Source organism: Acinetobacter higginsii (assembly GCF_000369845.1).
In the GTDB taxonomy this organism is placed as follows: domain Bacteria; phylum Pseudomonadota; class Gammaproteobacteria; order Pseudomonadales; family Moraxellaceae; genus Acinetobacter; species Acinetobacter higginsii.
Map to the genome: position 1 here is coordinate 259,769 of NZ_KB850212.1, position 26,232 is coordinate 286,000.

Below are 26,232 nucleotides of genomic sequence, written 5' to 3' on the forward strand. Positions count from 1 at the left end.
TTGAAAAAAAACCAAAACAGTGTATGTTGAAACATGCACTGTTTCATTTTGGGGATAAAATTATGTGGGGCATGGATCAGGCTTCAATTCAAGACAAAAAAAGACAAAACCAAGCATTAGAACAAGATATTAAAAGCTTCGGTCAAAAGATTGAGCACTTTTTAATTGAAGTGAATCAGCTGATTTTAGATAAGCCACAACAGACCAAACTGGCTTTGACCTGTCTATTGGCTGGTGGACATGTATTGTTTGAAGATCTACCTGGATTGGGGAAAACCACATTAGCCAGTGCCTTGGCTCGGTTGGCTGGATTACATTTTCAGCGCATTCAATTTACCAATGATATGTTGGCCAGTGATGTCATCGGTATCAATATTTTTAATCAAAAAGAACATGTGTTTGAGTTTAAGCAAGGCCCTGTTTTTACTCAAATCTTACTTGCCGATGAAATCAATCGCTGTAGCCCTAAAACCCAAAGTGCTTTGTTGGAAGCGATGGAAGAAGGGGCTATCACTGTCGATGGCGTGCATTATGAGTTGCCACAACCTTTTTGGGTGTTGGCTACGCAAAATCCACTGTTTCAAAGTGGAACTTATACATTACCAGAGTCTCAACTAGACCGCTTTTTGATGCGATTGTCATTGGGTTATCCATCTCGCCAAGCAGAAAAATTACTGTTACAACAAAGCTCTCGCCAAGTCCTGATTCATCAATTAGACGCAGTCTTTACCCAAGCCGATATTTTACATTTGCGTGAATTGGCAAAACAGATTTTTCTCAGTGACGCCGTACTCAATTATATTTTAGATTTGGCTGCTGAAACACGTAAGCAACGACATGGCCTGTCTACACGTGGAGTATTGGCACTGAAAGCTGCAGCACAAGCTTATGCGTTAGTTGAAGGACGCAGTTTCGTGACCACGGATGATGTACAGACGGTATTTGTGGCTGTAGTTGCGCATCGTTTAAGTTTGGGGGAGATGGAGGTAAAACAACTGTTGCAGTCAGTTGATGCATTATAGGTGAGTACAGACTATGCAAACTGGACTTAAACAACAGGTCAATCAATGGATCGCAAAGCGTTTCCAAGTGGATCGTAGTAAAACCTTGCGACAAAAGGACGTTTTGGTTTTTGTCTATAAACAAGGTTTTCTATATCTGGTCCTGATTTTAATTACCTTTATTGCTGGAATTAACTATGCAAACAATCTGATTTTAGGATTTTGCTTTTTAATCAGTGCCATTCTTTGTATTAGTTTTTATCTGACCTTTAAGCAATTACATGATTTACAAATTGATATTGTGCTGCCTGAAGTCGGACAAGTCGATCAAGCAATCATTTTAAAGCTGCTATTTAAACAACCTGTTCGTTCTGTACGTTATCTAAGGATCCAGTGGCAAGCTCAAGAGCAATTGGTTTTTATAGATCAGACACAACATAGTGTTGAGCTTGCAGTTATGCCTGACAAACGTGGACTCTATGAATTTGAGACCATTAAAATTTATTCTACTTATCCATTAGGATTAGTCCGCGCATGGACTTATTTATATCCAAAACATAAAGTCTGGGTTGCCCCGAAGGGCTATGATTGGCAGAAAGAGCATAAAAATAAGCCGACTTCTGCCCAAGATAGCTTAGATGAATTTAAAGAGTTACGTGGCTTTCAACACGGTGATTCTTATCAAAATGTGGCATGGAAACAGGTCGCACGGGGGCAGGGATTTTTGATCAAAATGTTTGAAGCTCAGGCTAATCACCAGCATCTGGAAATTGACTATCAGCAGATTCCAGCTCAAAGCCATGAAGATAAATTAAGCTTTATGATGGGTTTGGTCGAGCAATGTGAACAGTTAGGTGATGATTATGCACTTATTTTGCCGCATGCTCGCTTAGAAAGCGGGCAAGGACAATCTCAGTTAATTCAGGCCAAACTTTTATTGGCGCAGGCATAATGATGACTAAGCAAATCTACTTCTGTGTTTTAGCTGTCTTGGCTTTTGTATTACTTGGGCAAACCGCTTTTGCACCTGCTGCTTTAACGGGATTATGGGCGGTGGTTTGGCTGTTATTGGTTCGTAGATATCGTAAACAAAGCTGGGTGCCTTTTCCTAAATGGTTTTTGGTGATTTTTATTCTATTGTCCTTGGGTATCGTTTATATCAATTATCAAACGATCTTTGGGGTGGAAGCGGGCGTCGCCTTTTTAAGTACCTGTTTATTTGCCAAATGTTTAGAAGCTAAAAACACTCGTGATTTATTGATTGTCTTTAATTTTGCTCTATTTGTCAGTGCCAGCCTATTGTTACATAGCCAAGCTTTTTGGATGGCGTTGATTGTATTTACAGTCTTTATGATGTGTTTATTGGGTTTGTATCGGATACAGACGGGATTGTTTAATCAAACGAAACTTTCATCAAACCAACTTAAACAAGATGTGAAGCAAATTTTTAAATTTGTTGGCATAGCAATTCCTTTCTTTCTCATCTTATTTATTTTCTTTCCACGATTGCCACCGCTTTGGGCAGTACCAATTCAGACTAATCAAGCCACGACTGGGATTAGTGATCGCATGTCACCTGGAGATATTGCACAATTATCACAGTCCTCGGCTTTGGCCTTTCGGGTAGTGGCAAATATGTCGCAATTTCCAAGTCGATCAGAATTGTACTGGAGAGCTTTAGTCTTAGATCAATATGATGGAACGACTTGGACCAGTAGTTTTTTTAATCAACAAATTAAAAATGTGCAGTCCACCCAAAGAAGCGTACCTTATCAATATTTAGCAGCAGATGAACAAGCCAATTGGATCATGGGTTTGGAATACTCGATTCCGCAAGAACGTTATTTGCAGTTGTATCAAGATAATAGTATTCGCCCAACAAAATTAGTTAAGCGCAATGTACCGATACAGATGTTGTGGTTGGGGCGCATGTCGGCAGAGCCTATTTTGTTGTCAGCACGTCAACTTGAGTTAAACCTTAGGTTTGATGAGGGACGGGATCTTAAAGCACAGCAATTGGCGCATGAGCTGTTTGAAAAAAGTCAGAAGCAACCTGAACAATATCTACAATCAGTGCTGTCATGGTATCGAAAGAATGGCTTTGTATACACTTTGACGCCTGGGACTTTAGGTGGGGATCGTATAGATCAATTCTTGTTTTCCAGTCGGAAAGGATTTTGTGAGCATTATGCGTCTAGTTTTGTCATGCTAATGCGTTATGCGGGTATTCCCGCACGGGTAGTGACGGGTTATCAAGGTGGTCAACTGGCGCCTGATGGGCAAAGTTGGGAGGTTCGACAACTGGATGCACATGCTTGGAGTGAGGTCTATCTAGATGGAAAATGGAAAAGAATTGACCCAACAGCCATGATTGCACCGCAACGAATTGATACGGGCATGCAGGATTATTTGGCACAAGATCAAACTGTATGGGGAGATGAAAGTAAAGCTTGGCGTTTGCAACAGTTTAAGTTTCTAAAAAATATGCGGATTTGGAGTGATTATTTAAGTTATCAATGGCAAAGTAAAGTCGTTGGTTATGATGCAAACAAACAGAAGAACTGGTTATCTCGATTAGGTCTGGATTCAAGTTATGCATATGCAATTGTGTTGATTGTTGGCGTATTCGCTATTTTGATGGTTTACGTGGGTATCTATTGGTGGAAGCAAACAAGGCAGCAAGCTGATTATCAAAGAGCTGTACTTAAGTTTCAGAAGCAACTACCTAGAAATCTGCATAAACAACACGCAGAGACTTTTCAAGTGTGGATGCAGCGTTTGGCAAGTCAGGTTGAAAATAAACAGGTGTTTGAACAAGCGATTGTGTTATATCAACAAATTGTTTTTTTAGAGCAGCAAGATGGTGCAAATATTGAAGAATTTAAGCGCTTGCTTAAAGACTGTGCGATTGCACTGAAACAGTCACAAAAAAACTTGTGAAGCTGATAAAAAATGAATATGATGCTTCTCATTCTAGGTGTATAGCTCAGTTGGTTAGAGCGCTACGTTGACATCGTAGAGGTCTCCAGTTCGAGTCTGGATATACCTACCAAGATTTTTAGGTTTTATAGCTTCGAATGAAGTTACGAAAACTCCAAAGCTCTGAGTCGAAAAGATTCAGGGCTTTTTTTATTCCAGCTTATTTTTAGAAAATTAAGCGACTTGACCTAACCCACTATTGGTGCTAATTTAATCAATAAGGAAGTCATATACTATTTGGGATTTAAGAGAATCTTGCCTAAATGAACAAAGATATGACAACCTGAACACACAGCTAACAACGAACGAAACGGTTCAGATCGTTTTTAAAAATGTTCAAGGTTGTAGAAAAGCCCGTTAATCGGGCTTTTTTAATGCCGATTATTTTTGAAAAGAATTAAGCTATAGTGTGAAATAAAGATTGGAGGAGCAAGAGGGGATTGTGAGGCTGATGTTTATTTTTTTAGTTATTGTGGCTGGCTTGATTTTATTGTTTTTCTTCGCAAAGAAAACAGATGCTACACAAGATACTTCTGATTATAGCCATTCATATTCTTCAACCACATCCAGCTGCAATTCAGTCCAGCATAATAATGATCAAGGTATAGATAATTGTGGTTCTAATGCTGACTCTAGTTCTGACTCAAGCAGTTGTGATAGTAATAGCAATAATGATTAAAAAAGCTTGTACCCCTTGAGGGTAAGAGGTACAAGTTAAACCGAGTTTAAGGTAAGTCAAACCAGATCATTTGACTGTCTTGTAATGCAGTAATCGTTGCAGTCTCATCAAACAGTAGGGCATCACCCGCTTTAACCAAATGATCGGCAATCATCACTTCACCTGAAATCACATGCACATAGTTGACTTTTTTCCGTGCTGCAATTTCTAAATGTTGATCTTTCTCAATGACTGCAGTTTTCACTTCAGCATTTTGACGGATCGACATTGGCGCAGATTCATCACCAGCAATCAAGTGCCATTGGTTTGGATGATCTTTCGGGTTTAGATGAATTTGCTGATAAGTTGGTTCAGCATCTTGTATATTCGGTTGAATCCAAATCTGTAATAGATGCACCGCTTTATCATGCTTGTTCATTTCACTGTGGGTGACCCCAGTTCCAGCGCTCATCAACTGCCATTCACCTGCATTGATTTGACCTTCATTGCCCATGCTGTCTTTATGGGAAATGGTGCCATCAAGTACACAGGTTAAGATTTCCATGTTGTCATGGGGATGAGTACCGAAACCATTATGTGCAGCAACCGTATCATCATTAATCACGCGAAGCGCACTGACGCCCATATATTTCGGGTTATACCAGCTACCAAATGAAAAGCTATGATAGGTGTCTAACCAGCCTGCTTTGACATGACCACGGTTTTCACTACGATGTAGATAAGCATTCATCTTTCATCTCCCAAATTATTGTGTTTTGCTTAATGCTTATATTATCGATTCATTATGATGATAAATAGTCTTTAATTGCGACATATTGTTCTATAAATGCAATGATTCGGTAATGCGTATGTTCTTGGATAAAATAAAAAAGGCTGAATAAAAATATTCAGCCTTTCAAATAGGTAAATTAATTTACCCATCTTTTATTTTGATTTGTTTTCCAACTGTGGAATTGCAGAACCTTGGCCCACTGCGAGTAAACCTGTTTCAGTATAGATACCCAATTTTGCACGGGTATCGGTAATATCGAGGTTGCGCATAGTTAACTGACCGATACGATCCATTGGCGTAAACATTGAATCGCCTTTCTCCATGGTTAAACGCTCAGCTTCATACGTGAGGTTAGGAGACTCAGTGTTCATGATGGTGTAGTCATTACCACGACGTAATTCAAGTGTTACAGTACCGGTAATGGCTTTCGCAACCCAACGTTGTGAAGTTTCACGCAGCATGAGTGCTTGAGAATCGAACCAACGACCTTGGTAAAGTAGGCGACCTAAACGTAAACCGTTAATACGGTATTGTTCAATCGTATCTTCGTTATGAATACCAGTCACCAAACGCTCATAAGCGATATGTAATAAAGCCATACCTGGTGCTTCATAGATACCACGAGATTTCGCTTCGATGATACGGTTTTCAATTTGGTCAGACATCCCTAGACCATGACGACCACCGATACGGTTTGCTTCAAGAATGAATTCAACTGGATCTTCGATACGTTGACCATTCAATGCAACTGGCATACCTTGTTCAAAAGTAATGCTCACTTCTTCTGGTTGGATTTCAACGTCATCTTTCCAGAATGCAACGCCCATGATAGGGTCTACGATTTTAATACCTGCATTGAGGTATTCTAAATCTTTGGCTTCGTGCGTTGCCCCCAACATATTTGAGTCAGTTGAATATGCTTTTTCTTTTGACATTTTATAGTCAAAACCGTTGTCGATTAAGAATTGCGACATTTCGGCACGGCCGCCTAACTCATCAATAAAGGTTTGGTCTAACCAAGGCTTATAGATTTTAAGCGCAGGGTTGGTCAATAAACCGTAACGATAGAAACGTTCAATATCGTTGCCTTTATAAGTTGAACCGTCGCCCCAAATGTTGACGTCATCTTCTTTCATCGCGGTAACAAGCATTGTACCTGTCACTGCACGACCTAAAGGTGTGGTATTGAAGTAAGGAACGCCGCCAGTGCTGATGTGGAACGCGCCACATTGAATCGCAGCAATACCTTCAAGCGCAAGTTGTAAACGACAATCGATTAATCGAGCTTTGACTGCGCCGTACTGTTCAGCTTTCTTTGGAATAGCATCATAGTCATCTTCATCAGGCTGACCCAGATTTGCAGTATATGCATAAGGCTCTGCGCCTTTCTGTTTCATCCATAATAAAGCTGCTGAAGTGTCTAAACCACCAGAGAAGGCAATCCCAACTTTTTTACCTACTGGTACATGCTGCAAGATCGTTGCATTATCAGTCATTGCTAGTCCTAACTATTTCGAAATAGGCACCCTAATACTTCGGTGACCAAAGAGAATTTATACGTCCCGTACTATATCACTTTTCAAATCGATTTTTTTTCTGTTAGGAAAGGAATTCTTTTTTTTTCATTTAAAAAATAGATTAACATCGGAAAAATATAAAGTTTTACGATAAGCATTCACAATAAGGCGTTAACAGGTCGTGAACTTGAAAAAATCTCACGTGAAAAGTACATCAAGAGGTTGCAAGCACTGTTTATAAAAAGTGTTTCGTTCAAAGTGAATCATTTAAGCCAATAAATTGTTTCTCGATTGGGGTAAATACATGATCGTGACGTGCAATCAGATAAAGGCCGATATCTCGATACTGTTCAGGCGTTTCTCGATAGTATTGAATGTTATATTTTTCAATCAAAGATTTGGCAATCATCGAGATGCCCATACCTAACTGGGTAAAGTGAATTAGAGCTTCATGATCGTAAATATGGGTGAGTTCACCCTTTTTAAGGTTATAGTCGGTGTAGATGCTGTCTAAGGTGGTGGCATAGCAGCATTGTTCAGAAGCCAGCAAGATATTTTGATGATTCAGACATTTTTCGAGACTGTCATGGTTGATCATGTTTTTACCAATAATTACCAGTTGATCATCCGCTTTTTGAATATATTGCAGATTTTTATGTTTAGGATGTCCTAGGGCATAAGCAATATCCAAATTGCCCGCTAAAATCTCATCCTCAATATAACCTGTTGGACCTGTTTTCATGGTGATGGAAAGATCAGGGTAGGCTTCATAGAGCTGACTAAAGGAAGGGTAGAAACGCATCCCACCTAGACTGGTATTGGTGCCAAAGCGTAAAACGCTTTCTTGTTGGTAGATTTTATTTTCAGTTTCTTCCCAAGTGAAAATCATCTTTTTATATTGGGCATATAAATTCATGCCAGATTCAGTCAGTTCGACGCCTTTAGGCTTACGGATAAACAGTTGGCGTTTATAGTGATTTTCAATCTTTTTAATTTTTGCGGTCATATTGGACTGTAAATAATTGAGCTTATTTGCCGCGGCGGTAATGCTCTTCAGCTCGGCCACTGTCACAAATGATCGGATATCACTAATATCAATATTCACGGTAAGTCCTCAATATTTCAATTCGAAAGGTGCTATTAAAAAGAATGAATTGAATTAGGCATCAAAAAAAATGATGTATCTATTAAAACATAGCATTATTCATGATGTCATTTATTTTATACACTAAGCTTACTTTTTATCGGTTGAGTACAACACGTGAATATTCGAGTCGTGAGTGCAATCGCGTTGCTGTGTCTGGTTTGGGGTTCGTTATGGGGCTTGGTCAAACATAGCTTACAAGTGTTTCCACCATTTCTATTTATCTCTACACGGTTGATTTTAGCTGCATTGACATTAATGCTGGTACAACGGATTTTAAAAAAATCCATTTTGCCTGAGCAAGCTGAGTGGAAGCCCTTAATCATTTTAAGTGTATTGATCTGTTTTGGTTTTTATGCCACGCAGACCTTTGCAATGCAATTTGTTGGTTCAGGTTTATCAGCTGTACTGGTATTTACCATGCCGATTTTTATTGCTGTATTAGCGCATTATTTTTTAAATGAAAGGTTGAATACCCAGAAAATCTTGGGGCTCGTTTTAGGAACCTTGGGACTCATCGCAATTTTATGGCCGCAATTACATCATGTGCATATGAATATGTCATTGCTGGGGCAGGTGTTACTCATTGGTTCAGGCTTTTTCTGGGCACTATCGACGGTTTACATCAAAAAGAATTTTGCCACCTATGACAAAATTAAACTGACCATTTGGCAGCTTCTGCTAGGTGGAAGCTTAATGTTTGTTATGGCCTTATTGTTCGAGCCTGTAGATGCTCAGGTTTGGCTGAATCCGCTGAATGAATCTGCTTTATTCTATATTGCGGTGGTAGGAACGGGTTTTGCCTTTGTGCTTTGGAACTGGATTGTCAGTCAGGTAGATACTTTTGTCGCTTCGATTTCGATTATGTGTATCCCGATTCTGAGTCTGTTTTTTGGTTCGTTGATCTGGCATGAAGCTTTGACGCTCAATATCCTAATTGGTGCTGCTTTTATCTGTATGGGGATTGTGATGAGTTCACTTAAAATGAAAGTACAGAAAAGTCGCTTAGCTTATTCAGGTAATCAACAACATTAAATTGGGCAGCATTGGTCAGCATGAGAATAAGCCGAAGCGACTATCAATAAGTCGGAGCTTAATGTTTTAGATTGAATAAAAGCAGTCACTATTATTGTGGCTGCTTTTTTATGTCGACCTGCTTCTGTAATTCAGCAATCTTTATAGAAGATGTAGCAGAATCTTAAGTAGGTTTAAGTCAAATTGACACTTTCAACAGCTAAATTTTTAGATAGAGTCATCCCAAATCAACAAAAAAGTATTAAAGTACTATGCAACAAGTTGCAAAGCCAAAATTAGAGAAGGAATACCATGACTAGCTATGCAAATATCTTAAAACCATTACATTTGGGTTTTACTACCATTAAAAACCGTGTGGTAATGGGTTCGATGCACTCCGGTTTAGAAGACCGCTTCTTTAACTATCCTAAACTCGCTGCGTATTTTGGTGAGCGAGCAAAGGGCGGTGTAGGTCTAATTATCACCGGTGGTATTTCTCCAAACCGTCAAGGCTGGTTGTTGCCAGCGGGCGGAACCATGAATAGTTTGGCAGATATTCCTCATCATCGTTTAGTTACCCATGCAGTACATAAGCATGGTGCAAAAATTTTGATGCAAATCCTGCATTCTGGCCGTTATGGTTATCATCCATTTTCGGTATCTTCTTCTCCGATTCAAGCACCGATCAATCCATTTAAGCCTCGCCAAATGTCTGATTCTCAGATATTAGCAACCATTGATGATTATGCACGTTGCGCGAGCTTGGCTAAAAAAGCAGGTTATGATGGCGTAGAAATCATGGGGTCGGAAGGTTATCTAATTAACCAGTTTCTCAGCAGCCATGTGAATAAACGTACTGACCGTTGGGGGGGTGATATCGACAATCGTATGCGCTTTCCAGTGGAGATCGTCAAAGCGATTCGTGCTAAAGTCGGTGAAAAATTCATTATTGCATTCCGTTTGTCTTTGCTTGATTTAGTACATGATGGCAATACCATGCAAGAAGTGATTGTGGTTGCCAAGGCATTAGAAAAAGCAGGGATTACACTGTTAAATACAGGGATCGGTTGGCACGAAGCCCGTGTTCCTACCATTGTAACCTCTGTGCCGCGTGCCGCTTTTGTGGATTATACCGCAGCAGTCAAACAGCACGTTTCTGTTCCAGTGATTGCATCAAATCGTATTAATATGCCTGATGTTGCTGAAGAGATTATTGCTTCTGGCAAGGCGGATATGGTGCAAATGGCACGTCCATTCTTGGCAGATGCTTATTGGGTGAATAAGACTGCAACCAATCGTGTGGATGAAATTAATACCTGTATCGCGTGTAACCAAGCCTGCTTAGATCACGCATTTAAAAATGAACGTGTCAGCTGTTTAGTCAATCCGCAAGCGTGTCATGAAACAGAATTGGTTTATATCAAAACTAAAAAACCAAAGCGTATTGCGGTTGTCGGTGGCGGGGTGGCGGGTATGTCTGCTGCGACAGTAGCTGCAAGCCGTGGTCACGCCGTGACCTTATTTGAAGCAAATCATGATGTTGGCGGTCAGTTTAATTTAGCCAAAGTGGTACCTGGAAAAGAAGAATTCCATGAGACCATCCGTTACTTTAAAGTGCAGCTGAAACAAACGGGTGTAGATGTTCGTTTAAATACACGTGTAAACCGTGAACAGTTAGAACGTGAAGGTTTTGATGAAGTGGTTGTGGCTACGGGTGTTGTACCACGTGCATTGAAGATTCAGGGCAGTACTGCACCTCAAGTGTTGTCATATGCAGAAGTATTACGTGGCGCAGAAGTGGGTCATAAGGTTGCTGTGATTGGTGCAGGTGGGATTGGCTTTGACGTATCAGAGTTCTTATTAAAACCACCACATCAACCACAGCCGCAACCCTTAGCAGAATGGCAACGTGAGTGGGGTGTAGATCCAGATCCTAACTATGTCTCTGAAGGTGGAATACAACGTCCAGAAGTTGAAATTCCAGTGCGTCAGATTTATTTATTGCAGCGCAAAACCACACCACTCGGAATTGGTTTGGGTAAAACCTCTGGTTGGGTACATCGTGCGCAACTGAAAAAGCATGCTGTGCGTATGCTACGTGGTGTGCAATATAAAGCGGTGACCGATGAAGGTTTGTGGGTTGAGCATAATGGTCATGATCAATTGTTGCGCGTAGATACCATTGTCGTATGTGCGGGGCAGGAATCTGTTAAAGATTTAATGCCTAAAGAGGGTGAAAACACTTCTGCGAACTATCATATTATTGGTGGTGCGAAGCTCGCAGCAGAGCTAGATGCCAAGCGTGCGATCCGAGATGGTGCTGAATTAGCCGCAAAACTCTAAAATTGATGAAACATTATGCATTTGAATACATTGCAATTAAATTTCTCTTGTATAAAGAGGGCAAGCTTTGTATTCTTACGCACATGGAAGCGTGGCAGAGCGGTTTAATGCACCGGTCTTGAAAACCGACGAGGGTGTGAGTCCTCCGTGAGTTCGAATCTCACCGCTTCCGCCAAATATCTAAATAAGCCCTTGTTTTTGCAAGGGCTTATTTTTTATCTGTGTTTTTACCCCTCAACTTACCCCACATCAAATATTGAATTAAATTCAACAAAATTGGATTGCATGGGACAGAATAAGAAAAGTAAATTTGGTAGCTGGCGATTCCAAGTGAAAACAAAAATTATAGTTTTTGAAAATTGTATTTTAGGTTTGTATTAATAGATTGTTATTGTTGCCGTGCATAAAAGAGATCCCCAGTCACCAAGAGAAACTGAGGATCAATTGAATTTATGAATATGGTACTTTTAGTACAGCTTACGTTCGACTTTGATCGTAGGGTGATGACCATTAATACGTAGCCAGAAATCAGAACCAACGAGTTGTGCTCTCAAAATTTTTAATCGTTCTCCAGTGAACTGCTGGTTGAAGTCATAGTAGTTATGCTCTTGACCTTGATATAGTGGCTGTAATCCAGAGTTCATGGATGGAATGTCACCTAAAGCAATGCGATTTGCGCCTTGCTCTATTAGGAAAGGAGATAATTCAGAGTAAAATTCGGATTGATCGAATTTGTACCAATCTGAAAACTCTTTTCCTACAAAGAATACTAGACGGAGTGTTTGAGTACCATTGATGTCGGTTTCACGTTTAGACAAAATGCCGAGTACATTATTTTTTTCTCGATTTCGCCATATTTTGTCAAGTATTGGTTTTGCTTGTTCTTGCAAAATCTCTTCTACTGTACTGTCAATGAAATCCGCATCACCGAATTGTGGCATCATTCCATTCATAGCCCTTCGTTGAATGAGTAATGAATGTACTTCAAATAAATCGGTTTTAGAGGCAACCAAATCAAGAAATTTATCGTAATACAAACCAGTACTTCTAAACTTCGTTATCCAAGATGTGTACTGCTTTTGGAATGCTTGAGTCATAATACTGACTTTAAAGTCAGATAAGCAGCGATTAATTTGATTCTCATACTGAACATGATCATGCATTGGTAAATTAAATATTTGATGCTTGTGAAAAGTTTGGGCTAGCTCTTCAATAATCGGGTGTAAACTTATACCTTGCACATGTTTAAGAATTAGAGGATTCCAGGCACTGTCCATGATTACAGGCAAACTATTCGTGCCATATTTAGTTAAATAGAGATAAGTATTAAATCTGACGTCTGTGCATCTAGTTGTGAATAGCTTCAAATTTTTCCCTGTTAACGTTGCAACTGCCATTTGATAGTACTGATTCAAGGAGGCTCGTTGTGTTGGTTGAGTATGAAAATTAAAATAGGCATTAGTTGGAGAAGCATATGCTTTTGTCGTTTCATACACATATTGCATCGACATGTGGGTTTCTAAGGCACTGAATGGGTTAGTGAATTTTTTACTCATGAAGAATGCTCCATATTATTATCATTTTCTGAAGTTCCATTTAGGGACTGCTTGTCTACTTTGCGTGGACGGCCAGCATTTGATTTATTTTTTGGTGCTGCACTAAGTTGAAAACGACGAGGCCCTCTCATGTTTGAAAAGACAAAGAATTGATCCGCCTTGCATATATATTCAAAGATTTTAAATAAGTACTTCAATTTAGTTACATCAGAATGGTGAATCATACCAATGCCGCAATAACGGTAAGACGCTTTATTCATATTGCAGATATTGGTTGAGCCCTGTCCGTTAGTAATTTTTACATTCCAGATCTCAGCGATTGATTGGCCAATTGTAATATCTTCACGGTGTTTATTCGCATCTAGAAAAAAGAATGAGTGGATATGGAATCCTCTCTGTGGAGTATATTCATAACGGAGTATATGACCGATGATATCTTTCATCAGAGGATGGTTGCGTTTCATCCTAAGAAGACGTTTGATACCATCTTTTAAATATTGCAGGTCATGCTTCGAATGAAACTCTTGAAGTATAGGCAATTTCTTAAACAGCGTGTTTTTTTCATGTGTAAGGTAGAAATCAAGACGAATTACTAATATTTTGGAATGACACTTGATAAGTGAAGTTACTAAGCCAATACATTGATTTTTCATTCGATTACAGGATGCTGATCGATCATAGAGCTTACGTTTGATTTCGGGCTTATTCATAAAGCTACGGATAAGGAAAATAAATCGATTCACTGCCAATACATAACGATAAACAGTGTCAGGATGATCTGGTAACAATGATGGAATACCTAGCAGTAGTATTTCAAGCTCTTCTGCTTTTAATTGTTGTAGAGCCTGTCTAAAAGCTTGGCATTCGATTCCTTCGATAATGTCAGGAGGGCTGGTGTAATTGATGATCATGCTTAAAGCTTTAAGCATGATGAATATTTCAGGGGCACAATTCAAATAATAGTGACATTTACGGAGAGGAACCTGTTGGATTGTTACTTGGATGAGGTCTTCATTACACTTTACAACTTCAAGTACAAACTCAACTCTTTTGATGAGTGAATCAATGTGGTAATCCAATGGGCACATTACAATTGTTTGATGAATATCATCACTAAACATCACTGTTTGCAAATCTTCTTTAGCTTGTCTTAGTGATAGTAATTTACTTAAATGTTTCCGCTTAGATTTCAGTTTAGATTTTGGGGGGAGTGATCGTATTATCATGGAGGTGCACCTTTTAAAGTTAGGAGCGCCGAATACCTACATAGAAATTGAACGTAGCTCTTCTCAGACACCGACTTACACAGCGTCTAGAAGGAAAAGTATGATGTGGCATGACTTGATTTGATGCAATGTGTACATTACAACGATATACACTATTACATTGATCAACTTATTGGTGAATTGGTATTATAGATAACTAACTAGCTAGTTATCATTAGATTCATATAAATCAATATATTGATATTATTTAATTGTAATAAATACCGATATGCAACACCACGATATCATCGCTAAGCTAATATCTAAATAAGCGGGCAGGCGCAGGGTTTTATACACATGCTTTGTGAGCAGTTAGCTCACCAAGTCATGTTGATTTCGTAATGCAGCTTTTGATTCAATCCAGTCAAGTACTTCACTCAAACGCCAGCGAGTTGAGTGAGATAACTTAATGGCTTTAGGGAACGTAGCATCATATCGTTTTGACTTGGGATTAAGTCTGTCGTAAATCGATGATCGTGAAAGTCCTATCAATTGTTCGAGCTCAGGGCGCTTGATCAATTGATGTTTTGTAGTAAGCATATTCATACAGAATTCCTCAGTTAATGTGGTTAGAACATTGCTAACCATCTGCGGAAAAATATATAGAATCAGCATAAAACTGTAATTTGATGTGCGTGGATAGAAAACTTAAGAATATGTTTTTATACTAATTTTTCTAATTTTATTTTTAAATCTTGATTCTCCTCCAAGAGTAGCTTAATAAAATTAAAATAGTCTTGATGGGCTTTTTTAGATTTACTGGATTTTATAAGATTTTCACCCTCAGTAGGGTTAAGAGTCATTTGCTTCTCTAGGGAATCAAAATATTGATTGTATTTTGATTTAATGCGGTTATTTTTTATCTTCAAATTATTTAATTCTTTAACGTTGTGTGGGTAAAAATAAGTTTTATTTTTTTCAGGTCTTTTTACCTCATAACTAGCCCAAAAAACAGGAGCTGCGATACCGAGTAGCAAGTCAATACGATAATTTTGATAGTTAAGCTCAGCAACTTTTGCGGCAAAATGTTTCAAAAGCATTTCGTGGTAATTTTTCTCAGGCTTGTTGCACACATATTCAAGTAAAGAGTCCAAGCGATTTTTATGCTCTTTAAAGAGTTGTTTTAGCTCATTCTCTTGTTTTTCATTGCGATTAGATGTGTTCAGTAATTTTTGAAACTTGCGAATTGATCGAAGAGTGACTTCAGTAAATCCAAGTTCTTTCCATAATGATTCTGGATGAACTGCGTGTGTTGTATAAAAATTTTCTAGATAAGTGGTAAATGCCTCAAGCTTGATTTGGTCATTGACACGAGAAAGACTAGATCTTTGAGTTTGTTCCAAATGGGCTTTGATTTCTTCAGGCACCAGCCCAATGACTTTTGTATCTTGGTGGAATGCATAAATTTGAAAAACATTCTTTCTATTTTCTATAATCTTATCTATATCCGCTTGAATTTGTATGCTATGACGGAATATTTTGATGGCAGTTAAAACATCATCATAGTGCTTGGGTAGCATTTCTGAATCCAATTTTTTCATTGAATCGTGTTCTAATCCAGGATTAGTCTCTGGATCGAAGTAAGGGTATAAACGATTTTGTTTTTCTGCCTCAGACTCTTTAAATAAGCCTTCTAAATGTAAGTTGTAAACTGCACTTTTAAACTGTTCTTCGTCTTGAATTAAGAAAAGTTTAGGATCTATAAAGCGTAGTGGTGAGTGAAACCATGTTTTTAAATTTGATAAAACAAATCGCTCCAAATGATTAACTAAGTTAATTTCATAATCTAGATCTTGGTCTATGTTTATCATAATCTTATATTCATATAGTCCTTATTTTGTATAATTATTTTATCAGCCTAAGGATTGGATCTAAATATAAAATTTGATTGTGTAAGAATTTTATTTTTCATTTATTTAAATAATATCGCAGAAAAAATAGTTGAAAAAAACACATTGAAATCCTGAAAAAAGAGCTTGAAACGAATGAGGAGATATATCGTTTTTTTAATTAAGATTTTGTATATATTGTGGATATTTTTTAAGGAAAACGATATGTCCCTTCAACTGAAAAAATAGTGAAAATACGTGAAAAAGAAAATTTATTGGCTTTACTCTTAAATCTAATGATTAATAATTTTAATACTATTAGGTAAATATTTCATAATTAATAGGACTCTTGTCAAAGTGTATAAGAATTGAGAGGAATAAAAATGAATGGACTTACTTTGTGAACCTCTAGCCATATCTACTATACCTAACAAGTAGTGGGGTAAATGTCTTTATTCAAACAAATTATAAAAACATGCATTTGTCTTATCATAAGACTAAGTAGATTTAATTGTTCACTTTTTAATAGAGTAACATGGTGTATTAATATAGCTCGCTTGACGGCAGACAGAGTGAGGGCTATCCTTTCGATGCTGGCCTACATTGCCAGTCGGTTTTGACAGACCGAGATCCATGGCGGTTTATAGATTTCTATAACTCGTTAGCACCCTTGTGTCCCCCTTTTTCTTTATGGTAGGGCAAGAAGGGGGACGCTTTACGCGTGCTAGTTCCTTGGATCCTAGTCTGTCAACCCCCTTTTTGTTCTGCCACCATCAATGACAGTGATTCGGTAGAACTTCTTTTTTTATTCCAAGGAGTTGACATCATGCGTCTACAAATTCTTAATTTCTCATTTTTCTCTATACCCCAGTGCTGTATACGGTTTCGTCATCACTAGACCAATAACAGCATACGCAAAACAATAATTTTATCTGGGGTAAACAAATAAAGGATGAGCATCCTCTGTTTGTCTGTGTGCTTGGATCATTTTACTGATCAGCCGTGGAAAGTTCATTTCCCTATGAATATTCACGCCTGAATAAAACACAGCACTCCAATAAAGAATCAAACAAGGATTGGCGCGATAGCCTTAAAGATGGCGAGCGTTCATTCAAAATAAAAGAGAATGATTCACCATGATAACGAAACTAAAGTATCTATCTCTATGTATCTTGTTGGTCAGCTTGGCAGCGTGTTCAAGTAAAGATAAGCACGAGAACAATCAAGCTATAGAAAGCCAAACCCAAGAAGATACTGTGAGCATTGATGCAATCAATGAAAAATCAGTCATTATTGTTGCCAAAGACAAATTGAGTCCAGACCAAAGTTGGCAGCAAGCAGAATCCAAAGTGCTTTTTCCTGATCCTAAAATCTTTTATCCCAAGCAAAGGGAGTCACTGGATTTCTCAGAGACTCCGAATGTGGTCAACGATTTTTCATTTCTGAAAGACTACGAACGAGTCAAAAGCTTACTTAATCTAAATCGAGATCAGATTTTTGTGATTGGGGACAAGGATCGAGATACAGAGGAAAATAATGTATTACTCGATTTGAGTACCGATGAATACTTTAAATATGCCAATAATCTAGCGATCAACTATGTACGTTATTTAAAGTCACCGAACATTCAGCCCAAGCAGGAATTTGAAAAAACGCAGGACTACGACAATCGAGTCAAACAGGCTCAGCAAGACGCTGAAAATAATGCAATTGATTATGATGTGGAGCTTTTACAGAAAGCACTCAACCGAAGTGTAGAAGATATTAGCCTTGCGCTATCTAATCGTGCTTATCACTATGATCCTGATACAGAGCAATTGTCTCTAGACTTAGAACAAGAAAATAAAAGTGGTAGTTCAATCGTGGTCTCCAAAATCCTGCTTAAAGTCCAGCCTGAATTAGCCAAGCTGATAGTTGAAAATCTCACATTACTCAAGATGGGCTATGTTTTTAACTTCCATGACAATAAATTGCATCTTGAAGGAATATTTTTCTACTTCAATCAAATTAGCAAAGCCAACAGAAGCGGTGACCCCGTAGAAATGAGGGCGAATATTACTCCCGTATTTAAACCACTTGAGTTTAAGCAAAAAAGTGTCATGCATGCGCTGCCAGCCAGTCCTGAAATCACTGAAAAGTTAGAGGCTACACCGTTTAAGGATGTGCTTAAGTCTCCACTTTGGAATTTTAAATTTGGATTAGAGAACTATCTCTCACCTGAAGACTTGATTAAGAAATATCAGAAACAGCAGGAACAAGAACAAGTTGTATCTGAACCTCTGCAGGACAGCAGTGCTTTATAAGGATGACAGTATGCTCAACCGCAGATTGGCATGAGCATTCTCTCAAAATAAAGAAATTTCAAATACATATTACCTCTATGAAGCATGAGCACGAAGCCACGACACCCAGATGTGCGGCGCTGCTCAACATCAAATCAAGGTAAATCCAAAAAAGGAAATATTGTTGTGAATATACTTAAAAAATTAATGCTGTCTGCTGTTATCACATTACCGTTGACCTTATCAGGCTGTGGTACGTCAGGCTTTAATCCCGATCGTATGGAAGTCAATCTCAATACGGAATATAGCGAAGGAGGGTTATATAACCGAACCTATGTGATTTTAACCCTTCGTTCACTGGACTCTGAACCTATTACCTTAAATAAGGTTGATGTGAATAACGGACGTTGTAGTTATACAGGTCGATACAATGATCCGATCAAGCTGCCTGCCTATTTCCAAATTGGACAATCCTTACAACTTTACTTGAGATGTTCCTATGATGCTGTGGTGAAAGTTGATATTGAGACTGATCAAGGTACAGCAAGTTATAGCTTTAAATAACCAACCAAAGCATATACATCAACCATGCCTAATAGGCATGGTTTTTTTATGCCTGAATCAAAAGCTTCAAACATTTATACCTATATACAGGACTTTCGTGATGAGCACCGTACATTGTCCTTACTGCCATTCTGAACAGGTGATTCTCAGAGAATCTCAGTCGAATGGTCCGCAGTATTTTGAAAAAATCCTAGATGCATTTTCACCACCAGCAATGGCTGCACTGGGTATCAAACTGGCAAAAGAAGCAGGTATTCCTCCGTATATCGGTGGGCTGATTGGAGTGGTGGTCGGTGGAACACTGGTCTTGGTCAGTCAGCATTATTTCTATCGCCATTATAAATCCGCTCAGCATTACCACTGTCTGCAATGTGGACAAGACTTTGCAGTAGCTACCTAAGCTTCATTCAATTTTATTTTTAAACATCTTCACTTTTATAGAGGAATTATTCCTATGGCACATTTAGTTGAAAGCATGGCATTTGTAGGACAAACCCCTTGGCATGGCTTGGGCAATCAACTCATTCCAAACCAACCGATTGAGGTGTGGGCGAAGCAGGCAGGTATGGACTGGAGAATTGAATCCTCCGATGTCAGTTATATGGCTGAAAACCACAAACAGCAAAATCTGATCTTGCCGTATCAGGAACAACGGGTCTTATATCGCTCAGACACGCATGAGCCTTTATCTGTGGTCAGCCAGCGCTTTCAGGAAGTCCAGCCGATGGAGATTTTAGAATTCTATCGAGATCTGACTGAGCAATCGGGCTTTGAGTTAGAAACTGCTGGGGTACTGAAAGGTGGTAAGAAATTTTGGGCACTAGCTAAGACAGGACAGACATCTGCACTCAAGGGCAAGGATGTTAGCAATGGTTATATTTTATTGGCAACTGCCTGTGATGGAACATTGGCAACTACAGCTCAATTCACCTCTATCCGCGTGGTGTGTAACAACACCTTGGCAATCGCTTTACGTGGTCAGCAAGGTAATGCAGGCGTCGTCAAAGTTCCGCACAGCACTCGATTCGATGCAGAGAAAGTCAAACAGCAACTTGGTATCTCAGTTCGTGCATGGGATGAACACATGTATGAAATGAAGCAACTCAGTCAGCGCAAGGTGACTCAACAAGAAGCAGCCGCTTACTTTGATGCAGTATTTAACAATACTAATCTCAGTATGGCTGAACAGGATGAAAGCATTATTCAGTTCTATCGAAATGCTGCGATGCCCAAGCAAACTCAGTCATCCAGATCAGACAATAAAACTGAACCGAATGGACGAGCCATGTCTAAAGTGATGACCATGTTTAACGGACATGGACGAGGAGCAGAACTCAGCTCAGCCAAAGATACGGCGTATGGATTACTCTGCGCCATTACCGAGTTCTGTGATCATGAACGTCGGGCTATGAGTACGGATCATCGTTTAGATTCTGCATGGTTTGGGGCAGGTGCAGCGATTAAACAACGAGGTCTTGAACAAGCTTTAAGAATGGTGGTTTAAACAGACCAATTATTTCTTCAGTTTTATTTAAGCTCTCTATTTTAATTTAACGATTAGATCAAACTTCAAGTAGCAAAACCCTTTTCGCCACGTCACCCCCGACGTGGCTTTTTTTATGCCCGAAATTCAGCTTTTACCATTTTACCGATACAGGAATATTTATTATGAATAGTCATACTCATATCCAAAACACTTTAAACCAGCCACCTTTACAACCGTATCCCATCAAGATTGAAACTGAGCATAAGGTTGAGGTGGGCACACGAACCAAGAAAACGCCAAAGAAAACCAGTCTTCTACCTTCAGCAAAACGTCTTGCCAACACCAAAAAGCTGAACTACCAACAATGGCTGGAGGTCAGAAAACAGGGCATTGGCAGCAGTGATGCAGCAACGGCCTGCGGACTCAATCCGTATATGTCGATGCTAGAGTTGTGGATGATCAAGACAGGTCGGATGCAGCAAAATATTGAAGATGAAAGTGCAGGCTATGCACCTTTATATTGGGGCAAGCAGTTGGAACCTTTGGTGGCACAATACTACAGCATGCATACAAATCACAAAGTCCGTCGAGTCAATGCCGTGCTACAGCACCCTGACGAAGATAAACACTTTATGCTGGCTAACTTGGACTATGCCGTGGTGGGCCATGAAGAAGTCCATATATTGGAGTGTAAAACAGTGGGGGAATATGGCTCAAAACTCTGGCGTGACGGCGTACCGCTGTATGTGCTTTGCCAAGTGCAACATCAGTTAGCCGTGACAGGCAAACAAGCTGCACATATCTGTGCCTTGATCTGTGGACATGAAACTAAAATCTATAAAGTGACTCGTAATGAAACCGTGATCCAGCACATCATTAATGCTGAACGACACTTCTGGCAATGTGTCGAAACTGGCATTCCGCCAAGTGTAGATGCTTCTGAATCCGCTGCTAAAGCGCTGCAACAACTTTATCCAGAACAGATTCCTTTAACAGTGGAAGACCTGACCCAAAATGAACAAGCTAATTACCTATTTAACCAGTTGCTTGAGGAGCGACATAAGGTTGAGCAACACCAACAGTATTTTGATGAACTAAAACATCAACTACAGATGTTGATGAAAGAAGCTGAGCGAGCGGTATTTACAGGTGGTTCAGTCACTTGGAAGAAATCACAAGATTCGGTCAGCCTCGACAGTAAATCCTTACTAAAACAGCACCCTGAATATCTCCAGCAGTTTCCACAAACTAAAGCTGGAACAAGACGTTTTCAGATTTATCCGAATGGTGGATAGGACAGATCTTCATTCCACCATTTATTTCCCAACTAAGTATCAAATCAACCAACCTCAAAAACTCACTGATCCCATGCCTAAAAAGGTATGGGATTTTTTATGGACAAAATTTTATTTATACATCTAGAGAGGACATCAATATGATTAAAGGTCTCGTAATTACACCACCAGTATTGGGTCGTATTAGTATCGGCAAAATTGTAGAAAAGAATGGCAAACGACTGCCTGAAAAAGATGATCAATTTACCATTACCAGTCAAATTCAAGGGAAAGACGGATGGATTAAGCATCCCTTGGATGAACAACTACGAGCCAAAGCACAAAATCAAAAACTCAGAACCATACCTGTAAGAATGATCTTTAACGATTCTGAACTAAACTTACGAGCAGAGTACAGCTTATTTGACCGACAAACAGGGCGTTTAATCTGTTCAGGAAATGGCGAAACTTGTCAGCGACTAGGACAAAATGGCATTGAGCAACATCCATGCCCATCACCTGATTTATGTCCATTAGCCCAAGGTGGGTTGTGCAAGCCTTATGGCAGACTCTACGTCAACTTAGATGAATCAGATGAGTTTGGCACATTCATCTTTAGAACCACAGGTTTTAATAGTATTCGTACTTTGGTTGCACGATTACGTTATTACAGTGCTGCATCGGGTGATCTGCTTTCATGTCTGCCATTGCAACTGACTTTAAGGGGCAAAAGTACCACGCAAAGCTACCGAACTCCGATTTACTACGTGGATTTAACTTTAAGGGATGGTGTGAATTTAAATGATGCTATCACTTCAGCTAAGGAGATCGATAAACAAAGCAAGGCGGCAGGATTTTATCAGGAAACTTTGGATCATGTAGCACGGCAAGGCTATAGTAATGCGATTTTTGAGGTGGGTGGTGAGGAGAGCTTGGATATTGTGGACGAGTTTTATTCGGATGAATCAAAATCAGAACCGACACATGACTTAGTTCATATTCAGGGTATCCAGAAAGGCTTGCAGCGATCGGTGCAGGCTGTGAATTAAAATGAATTTAGTTAAAAAAGAGTCCTAGCACTCTTTTTTTAAATTTTAGTAATAGTTTAAAACATATTCACCTCCACAATCTTCGAGAGATAGATTTACTTTAATCAAGCTTTTTAGTATTTTGTTAGCAAATCAGAAGTATGTTCATGGCTATGCGTTCAAGTAGGTTGTCTAAGCTTATACTCGCATTTGTCCTGTTTTTGTTTACGATAACAATTACGGGAGTTCATGCGTGGGCGCCTGTCTTACTTGAGAACATTGAACACCAACATGAGTTGAATATTGTTGTTGAGGATGATGCATCTAGTCATTGGTCTTTGCAGCACTTAGAGGATTCTCTAAAAAACTCTACTGATCATGATGCAGAAGCACACACTTGGAAGAATTTTGATGAGCCAGTTTATCATCACTCAGTAAAGCCAATTTCTTCTGATAGTGATTTCAGCATAGATCCAATCTTTATTCTTAGTTTCGCACTTCCACTAGTTTTATTCTTTTTCCAGCTTTTTGAAAAGCCCGTTTATCGAGCCTTTTTAAAGCGGCGATCCCCTCTAATATTTAGTAATTCTTATACTTACTCTAAAGACTTAATCGTCCTACGTAATTGATCTTTCTATACAAAAATTAATTTTAATTTTTTTGTATAGGTAAAGTCATGTCTAAAAAATATCAGATATTTCTTACCTGTGGATTTGTAGCAACAGCAGCAAATGTATTCGCAGAAACGAATTATGCTGAACTACAAAAGCAGGTAATCGCAAGTGATGCTGTACTCAATAGCTTACAGCAGTCCGAGCAAGCTTATGAAATCAATCAAAAGTTTGCTGGTAGATTAAATAATCCGACTTTCAATATGGAGTTGGATAATCTCGGTAATTCTAAACTGAAGGATTTGGATGGCCCAACAACCTTATTGGGACTGTCACAAGAGATTCCTCTTAGTAATAAACTTTCCTTGAGGAAACAGATTGCGAGTTTTCAAGGTGATCGTAATCAGTTCGAAATAGCAAAGCGTCAGGCTGAACTCAAAGCAGATTTAAGAATCTGTATGGCGAACTGGTATGTAGCTACTCAGCGTGCTGAAATTTATTCTTCTGAGAGTAAATTGAATGCCAGACAAGCTAACGTTCTTTCCGAACGGCTTAAGTACGGGCGAGTAATTCCTTCCGATGCTCAACTAAGCATAGCACTTTCTTCTGAGTCGAAATTGCGTCATCAAAATGAAGTGAAGAAGATTCAGTTCCAGAAAAATCTATGTTCTAAGTTCACTTCCAACCTGCCAAATAGTGCATTGGAGGTTCCGCTAAGCTTTAATTTCACAGACAAAATAAGTTTGTCTGAGCAAGAAGCAACGCTGAGTTCGAAGCTGAAAAAGACTCAGTTTGAACTGGCCCGTAAAGAAGCAATACCAGATATCACTTTGGGAGTCGGGGTTAGGAACTACCAAGAAACCAATGACAAAGTCTTCCAAGTTTCGACGTCAATACCTCTCAATATCTTTAATCGAAATAAGGGCAATATTGCGATTGCTCAAGCAGAGCATACGAAAGCAGAAACACACTCTGTGCTTGTGAGTCGTAACTCTAAAATCGAATTGGAAAACAAATCTATTGAGGTTTCCAATTTAATTGATGTGATTAAGCAATATGATCAAACCGTTTTGCCCGCAACAAATGAAAGCCTGCGAATTGCAGAGATGGGTTACCAAGCAGGGAAAAACTCTTTACTTGAGTTCAATAACATCAAGCAAATTTGGCTAGACAAACATCTTGCTCGATTCGATTTGTGGTTGGCTTTGCAGACAGAAATTGCAGAAGTCGAGCGCAACTACATTACTCATTTAGATCAAGAATAAGGGCAAGAATATGAATAAACAAACCAATACATTGATTGCAACTGGTGTCGTTGCCTTACTTATCGTCTTATGTGCTATTGCTTGGTATAAAACTGGTAATAAGACACAAGCGAGTGGACATGGTGAGGTCGCCGAAGAAAAAGTAGCTGTAGCTGGAGATGAGAAAGGACCTCACGGTGGTCGTTTGTATCGAGATGGAGATTTCTCTGCTGAGGTTAAGATATTTGAAGAAGGAGTGGAACCACACCTTCGTGTTTATGGGTATTTGAAAGATAAGCCGCTTAAACCAGAAGATTTAAAAGCGAATATTTATATTAAGCGTTTAGATGCTGAGCAGAATATTCAATTCAAACCAGAGAGTGATTACTTGATTGGAAACGAAATTGTCTATGAGCCACATTCGTTTTTAATGGTTATAAATGTCGATTATCAAGGAAAAAAACATACTTGGAAGTGGGATACTAAAGAAGGTCGTGTCACCATGTTAGACAGTAGTATTAAGAGCAGTGGTTTAGAGCTCTTAAACGTTGAACCAATGATGTTTGAAAATTCTTTGGAATTGAAAGGTGAATTGAAGTTTCCTGATAATTTTGAAAGCCTTGTTGCACCAAAAGCCAGTGGAACATTGATAAAAACCTACCGTAATATTGGGGATAAAGTAAGCCAAGGAGACTTACTTGCTGTTGTCCAAAGCCAAGATTTAATTCGTTTTAATGCAGATCGTAAAGTTGCTTTGGATACTCTACAGTTTGCTCGCCAAAAAATGGAACAAGAACGAGCATTATGGCAAAAGCGTGTATCACCTGAGATTGATTATATTTCTGCAAAGAGAGATTTTGATGCTGCTCAAACTCGCGCAAATGAGTTGAATAACTTAATAAGCTCTTATGGCGGTTCAGGTAATGGAACAGTTGAAGTTCGTGCAGCAATGTCAGGAACAATATTAGAAATCCTTGGTGCTGTTGGATCTAATGTAAGCTCTTCAACTCCTATTTTTAAAATCGCAAATACTTCACAACTCTTGGCAGTAGTAAATGTTCCTGCTGACAAGCTTAATGCTATAAACCCTACAAACAGAGTCAAAGTTAAGCCTCAAAGTCCAATCGGCACAGAAGAGGCATTGGGCAAGATCAAATATATTAGTGATGTCATCGATACTAAAACACGTACAGCGCAGGTATTTATTGAGATACCAAATCAGTTTAAGTGGCGTTCTGGACAGTTAATCACGGCTCAAATTTTTGAAAATCAAAGTCAAAAGCCAATGGTTGTACGTGAAGATGCGTTACAGAATTTCCGTGATTGGGACGTGGTATTCATTCGTGTTGGTAACGATTTTGAAGCTCGACCTCTGGAGCTCGGCGATAAATACAATGGGTATGTGGAAGTTAAATCTGGATTACGATTAGGACAGGTTTATGCCGCAGGAAATTCATATCTTTTAAAAGCAGAGCTAGGTAAATCTGGCGCTACTCATGATCATTAAGGGGAGTAGCGAATATGTTTGATCAGATTGTTAAACTCTCGATTAAAAATCGTTGGCTTGTACTCATCGTATTCCTATTTGTCGGTGCATTGGGGGCTTATAACTATTTTAAGCTACCAATTGATGCTGTTCCCGAT

Annotated in this window: 22 protein-coding genes and 2 tRNA genes; 17 read left to right on the forward strand and 7 right to left on the reverse strand. The window is 39.0% G+C overall.

Features of this window, described 5'->3' with window-relative positions; all coding sequences use genetic code 11:
• Positions 1–62: 62 nt before the first annotated feature.
• The 5 genes from F885_RS14075 (at position 63) to F885_RS21205 (ending at position 4,659) form a co-directional block, all read left to right on the forward strand.
• Positions 63–1,022 carry an AAA family ATPase gene (locus F885_RS14075; RefSeq protein ID WP_005202635.1) on the forward strand — a complete coding sequence of 320 codons (960 nt, stop codon included), beginning with the start codon at positions 63–65 and terminating at the stop codon, positions 1,020–1,022.
• A gap of 13 nt (positions 1,023–1,035) precedes the next feature.
• Positions 1,036–1,953, forward strand: a complete 918-nt coding sequence (locus F885_RS14070) for a DUF58 domain-containing protein (protein WP_005202636.1) — start codon at positions 1,036–1,038, stop codon at positions 1,951–1,953.
• A 2-nt stretch (positions 1,954–1,955) separates the two neighbouring features.
• Positions 1,956–3,941, forward strand: a complete 1,986-nt coding sequence (locus F885_RS14065) for a transglutaminase TgpA family protein (protein WP_005202640.1) — start codon at positions 1,956–1,958, stop codon at positions 3,939–3,941.
• 35 nt (positions 3,942–3,976) lie between these two features.
• Positions 3,977–4,053: transfer RNA gene (locus F885_RS14060), tRNA-Val, on the forward strand.
• A gap of 378 nt (positions 4,054–4,431) precedes the next feature.
• On the forward strand, positions 4,432–4,659 hold the full coding sequence (locus F885_RS21205) for a hypothetical protein (RefSeq protein WP_017402025.1): 228 nt from the start codon (positions 4,432–4,434) through the stop codon (positions 4,657–4,659).
• Between the two features lie 46 nt (positions 4,660–4,705).
• Here the strand turns inward: F885_RS21205 and F885_RS14055 are convergent, their stop codons facing one another.
• The 3 genes from F885_RS14055 to F885_RS14045 all read right to left on the reverse strand — a co-directional run bounded on the left by F885_RS14055 (position 4,706) and on the right by F885_RS14045 (position 8,053).
• Positions 4,706–5,389, reverse strand: coding sequence for a pirin family protein (locus tag F885_RS14055; RefSeq protein WP_005202644.1), 684 nt, complete (start codon positions 5,387–5,389; stop codon positions 4,706–4,708).
• A 194-nt stretch (positions 5,390–5,583) separates the two neighbouring features.
• Positions 5,584–6,927: an argininosuccinate synthase gene (gene argG / locus F885_RS14050; RefSeq protein ID WP_004652848.1), complete on the reverse strand. Its 1,344-nt coding sequence runs from the start codon at positions 6,925–6,927 to the stop codon at positions 5,584–5,586.
• Between the two features lie 274 nt (positions 6,928–7,201).
• Entirely contained in the window at positions 7,202–8,053 is an 852-nt protein-coding gene (locus F885_RS14045) for a LysR family transcriptional regulator (RefSeq protein ID WP_005202645.1), read from the reverse strand.
• Positions 8,054–8,209: 156 nt separating this feature from the next.
• Between F885_RS14045 and F885_RS14040 the strand changes: the two genes are divergently transcribed.
• From F885_RS14040 to F885_RS14030, 3 genes are all read left to right on the forward strand, one after another.
• Complete coding sequence (locus tag F885_RS14040) at positions 8,210–9,127, forward strand: DMT family transporter (protein ID WP_005202646.1); 918 nt, start codon at positions 8,210–8,212, stop codon at positions 9,125–9,127.
• A 291-nt stretch (positions 9,128–9,418) separates the two neighbouring features.
• Positions 9,419–11,449, forward strand: a complete 2,031-nt coding sequence (locus F885_RS14035) for an NADPH-dependent 2,4-dienoyl-CoA reductase (RefSeq protein ID WP_005202647.1) — start codon at positions 9,419–9,421, stop codon at positions 11,447–11,449.
• A gap of 85 nt (positions 11,450–11,534) precedes the next feature.
• Positions 11,535–11,624: transfer RNA gene (locus F885_RS14030), tRNA-Ser, on the forward strand.
• Between the two features lie 292 nt (positions 11,625–11,916).
• Here F885_RS14030 and F885_RS14025 read toward each other — a convergent pair.
• From F885_RS14025 to F885_RS14015, 4 genes are all read right to left on the reverse strand, one after another.
• Positions 11,917–13,005 (reverse strand): hypothetical protein, encoded by a 1,089-nt coding sequence (locus tag F885_RS14025; protein WP_005314443.1) that lies wholly within the window; start codon positions 13,003–13,005, stop codon positions 11,917–11,919.
• Positions 13,002–14,231: a YagK/YfjJ domain-containing protein gene (locus tag F885_RS0120100; RefSeq protein ID WP_005314446.1), complete on the reverse strand. Its 1,230-nt coding sequence runs from the start codon at positions 14,229–14,231 to the stop codon at positions 13,002–13,004. The genes F885_RS14025 and F885_RS0120100 overlap by 4 nt, the downstream gene beginning before the upstream one ends.
• Before the next feature lie 351 nt (positions 14,232–14,582).
• Entirely contained in the window at positions 14,583–14,816 is a 234-nt protein-coding gene (locus F885_RS14020) for a helix-turn-helix transcriptional regulator (protein ID WP_005314449.1), read from the reverse strand.
• 116 nt (positions 14,817–14,932) lie between these two features.
• A complete protein-coding gene (locus F885_RS14015) occupies positions 14,933–16,081 on the reverse strand; it encodes a hypothetical protein (RefSeq protein WP_005314451.1) in 1,149 nt (382 codons plus the stop codon).
• Positions 16,082–17,235: 1,154 nt separating this feature from the next.
• Here F885_RS14015 and F885_RS14010 point away from each other — a divergent pair.
• From F885_RS14010 to F885_RS13970, 9 genes are all read left to right on the forward strand, one after another.
• The gene (locus F885_RS14010) at positions 17,236–18,402 is read left to right on the forward strand and encodes a hypothetical protein (RefSeq protein WP_005314457.1); all 1,167 of its coding nucleotides are present in this window, start codon (positions 17,236–17,238) and stop codon (positions 18,400–18,402) included.
• Between the two features lie 165 nt (positions 18,403–18,567).
• Positions 18,568–18,945: a hypothetical protein gene (locus F885_RS14005; protein WP_005314467.1), complete on the forward strand. Its 378-nt coding sequence runs from the start codon at positions 18,568–18,570 to the stop codon at positions 18,943–18,945.
• A gap of 100 nt (positions 18,946–19,045) precedes the next feature.
• Positions 19,046–19,345, forward strand: a complete 300-nt coding sequence (locus tag F885_RS14000) for a hypothetical protein (RefSeq protein ID WP_005314480.1) — start codon at positions 19,046–19,048, stop codon at positions 19,343–19,345.
• A 54-nt stretch (positions 19,346–19,399) separates the two neighbouring features.
• Entirely contained in the window at positions 19,400–20,449 is a 1,050-nt protein-coding gene (locus F885_RS13995; protein WP_005314483.1) for a DUF932 domain-containing protein, read from the forward strand.
• 164 nt (positions 20,450–20,613) lie between these two features.
• Positions 20,614–21,726, forward strand: a complete 1,113-nt coding sequence (locus F885_RS13990) for a YqaJ viral recombinase family nuclease (RefSeq protein ID WP_005314485.1) — start codon at positions 20,614–20,616, stop codon at positions 21,724–21,726.
• Between the two features lie 140 nt (positions 21,727–21,866).
• A complete protein-coding gene (locus F885_RS13985; protein ID WP_005314488.1) occupies positions 21,867–22,754 on the forward strand; it encodes a recombination directionality factor in 888 nt (295 codons plus the stop codon).
• 152 nt (positions 22,755–22,906) lie between these two features.
• The gene (locus tag F885_RS13980; RefSeq protein WP_032859141.1) at positions 22,907–23,362 is read left to right on the forward strand and encodes a hypothetical protein; all 456 of its coding nucleotides are present in this window, start codon (positions 22,907–22,909) and stop codon (positions 23,360–23,362) included.
• A gap of 47 nt (positions 23,363–23,409) precedes the next feature.
• The gene (locus F885_RS13975) at positions 23,410–24,609 is read left to right on the forward strand and encodes a TolC family protein (RefSeq protein ID WP_005314493.1); all 1,200 of its coding nucleotides are present in this window, start codon (positions 23,410–23,412) and stop codon (positions 24,607–24,609) included.
• 10 nt (positions 24,610–24,619) lie between these two features.
• Positions 24,620–26,095 carry an efflux RND transporter periplasmic adaptor subunit gene (locus F885_RS13970; protein WP_005314496.1) on the forward strand — a complete coding sequence of 492 codons (1,476 nt, stop codon included), beginning with the start codon at positions 24,620–24,622 and terminating at the stop codon, positions 26,093–26,095.
• Positions 26,096–26,232 lie beyond the last annotated feature (137 nt).

What these genes read in the sequence shown, in the direction of transcription:
- argG (WP_004652848.1), bottom strand. Translation starts at nt 6,927, where the DNA reads ATGACTGATAATGCAACGATCTTGCAGCATGTACCAGTAGGTAAAAAA.
- F885_RS14010 (WP_005314457.1), top strand. Translation starts at nt 17,236, where the DNA reads ATGATAACGAAACTAAAGTATCTATCTCTATGTATCTTGTTGGTCAGC.
- F885_RS14055 (WP_005202644.1), bottom strand. Translation starts at nt 5,389, where the DNA reads ATGAATGCTTATCTACATCGTAGTGAAAACCGTGGTCATGTCAAAGCA.
- F885_RS14065 (WP_005202640.1), top strand. Translation starts at nt 1,956, where the DNA reads ATGACTAAGCAAATCTACTTCTGTGTTTTAGCTGTCTTGGCTTTTGTA.
- F885_RS21205 (WP_017402025.1), top strand. Translation starts at nt 4,432, where the DNA reads ATGTTTATTTTTTTAGTTATTGTGGCTGGCTTGATTTTATTGTTTTTC.
- F885_RS13995 (WP_005314483.1), top strand. Translation starts at nt 19,400, where the DNA reads ATGGCACATTTAGTTGAAAGCATGGCATTTGTAGGACAAACCCCTTGG.
- F885_RS14035 (WP_005202647.1), top strand. Translation starts at nt 9,419, where the DNA reads ATGACTAGCTATGCAAATATCTTAAAACCATTACATTTGGGTTTTACT.
- F885_RS14000 (WP_005314480.1), top strand. Translation starts at nt 19,046, where the DNA reads ATGAGCACCGTACATTGTCCTTACTGCCATTCTGAACAGGTGATTCTC.
- F885_RS13990 (WP_005314485.1), top strand. Translation starts at nt 20,614, where the DNA reads ATGAATAGTCATACTCATATCCAAAACACTTTAAACCAGCCACCTTTA.
- F885_RS14020 (WP_005314449.1), bottom strand. Translation starts at nt 14,816, where the DNA reads ATGAATATGCTTACTACAAAACATCAATTGATCAAGCGCCCTGAGCTC.
- F885_RS13975 (WP_005314493.1), top strand. Translation starts at nt 23,410, where the DNA reads ATGTCTAAAAAATATCAGATATTTCTTACCTGTGGATTTGTAGCAACA.
- F885_RS13985 (WP_005314488.1), top strand. Translation starts at nt 21,867, where the DNA reads ATGATTAAAGGTCTCGTAATTACACCACCAGTATTGGGTCGTATTAGT.
- F885_RS14075 (WP_005202635.1), top strand. Translation starts at nt 63, where the DNA reads ATGTGGGGCATGGATCAGGCTTCAATTCAAGACAAAAAAAGACAAAAC.
- F885_RS0120100 (WP_005314446.1), bottom strand. Translation starts at nt 14,231, where the DNA reads ATGATAATACGATCACTCCCCCCAAAATCTAAACTGAAATCTAAGCGG.
- F885_RS14070 (WP_005202636.1), top strand. Translation starts at nt 1,036, where the DNA reads ATGCAAACTGGACTTAAACAACAGGTCAATCAATGGATCGCAAAGCGT.
- F885_RS14025 (WP_005314443.1), bottom strand. Translation starts at nt 13,005, where the DNA reads ATGAGTAAAAAATTCACTAACCCATTCAGTGCCTTAGAAACCCACATG.
- F885_RS13970 (WP_005314496.1), top strand. Translation starts at nt 24,620, where the DNA reads ATGAATAAACAAACCAATACATTGATTGCAACTGGTGTCGTTGCCTTA.
- F885_RS13980 (WP_032859141.1), top strand. Translation starts at nt 22,907, where the DNA reads ATGCGTTCAAGTAGGTTGTCTAAGCTTATACTCGCATTTGTCCTGTTT.
- F885_RS14015 (WP_005314451.1), bottom strand. Translation starts at nt 16,081, where the DNA reads ATGATAAACATAGACCAAGATCTAGATTATGAAATTAACTTAGTTAAT.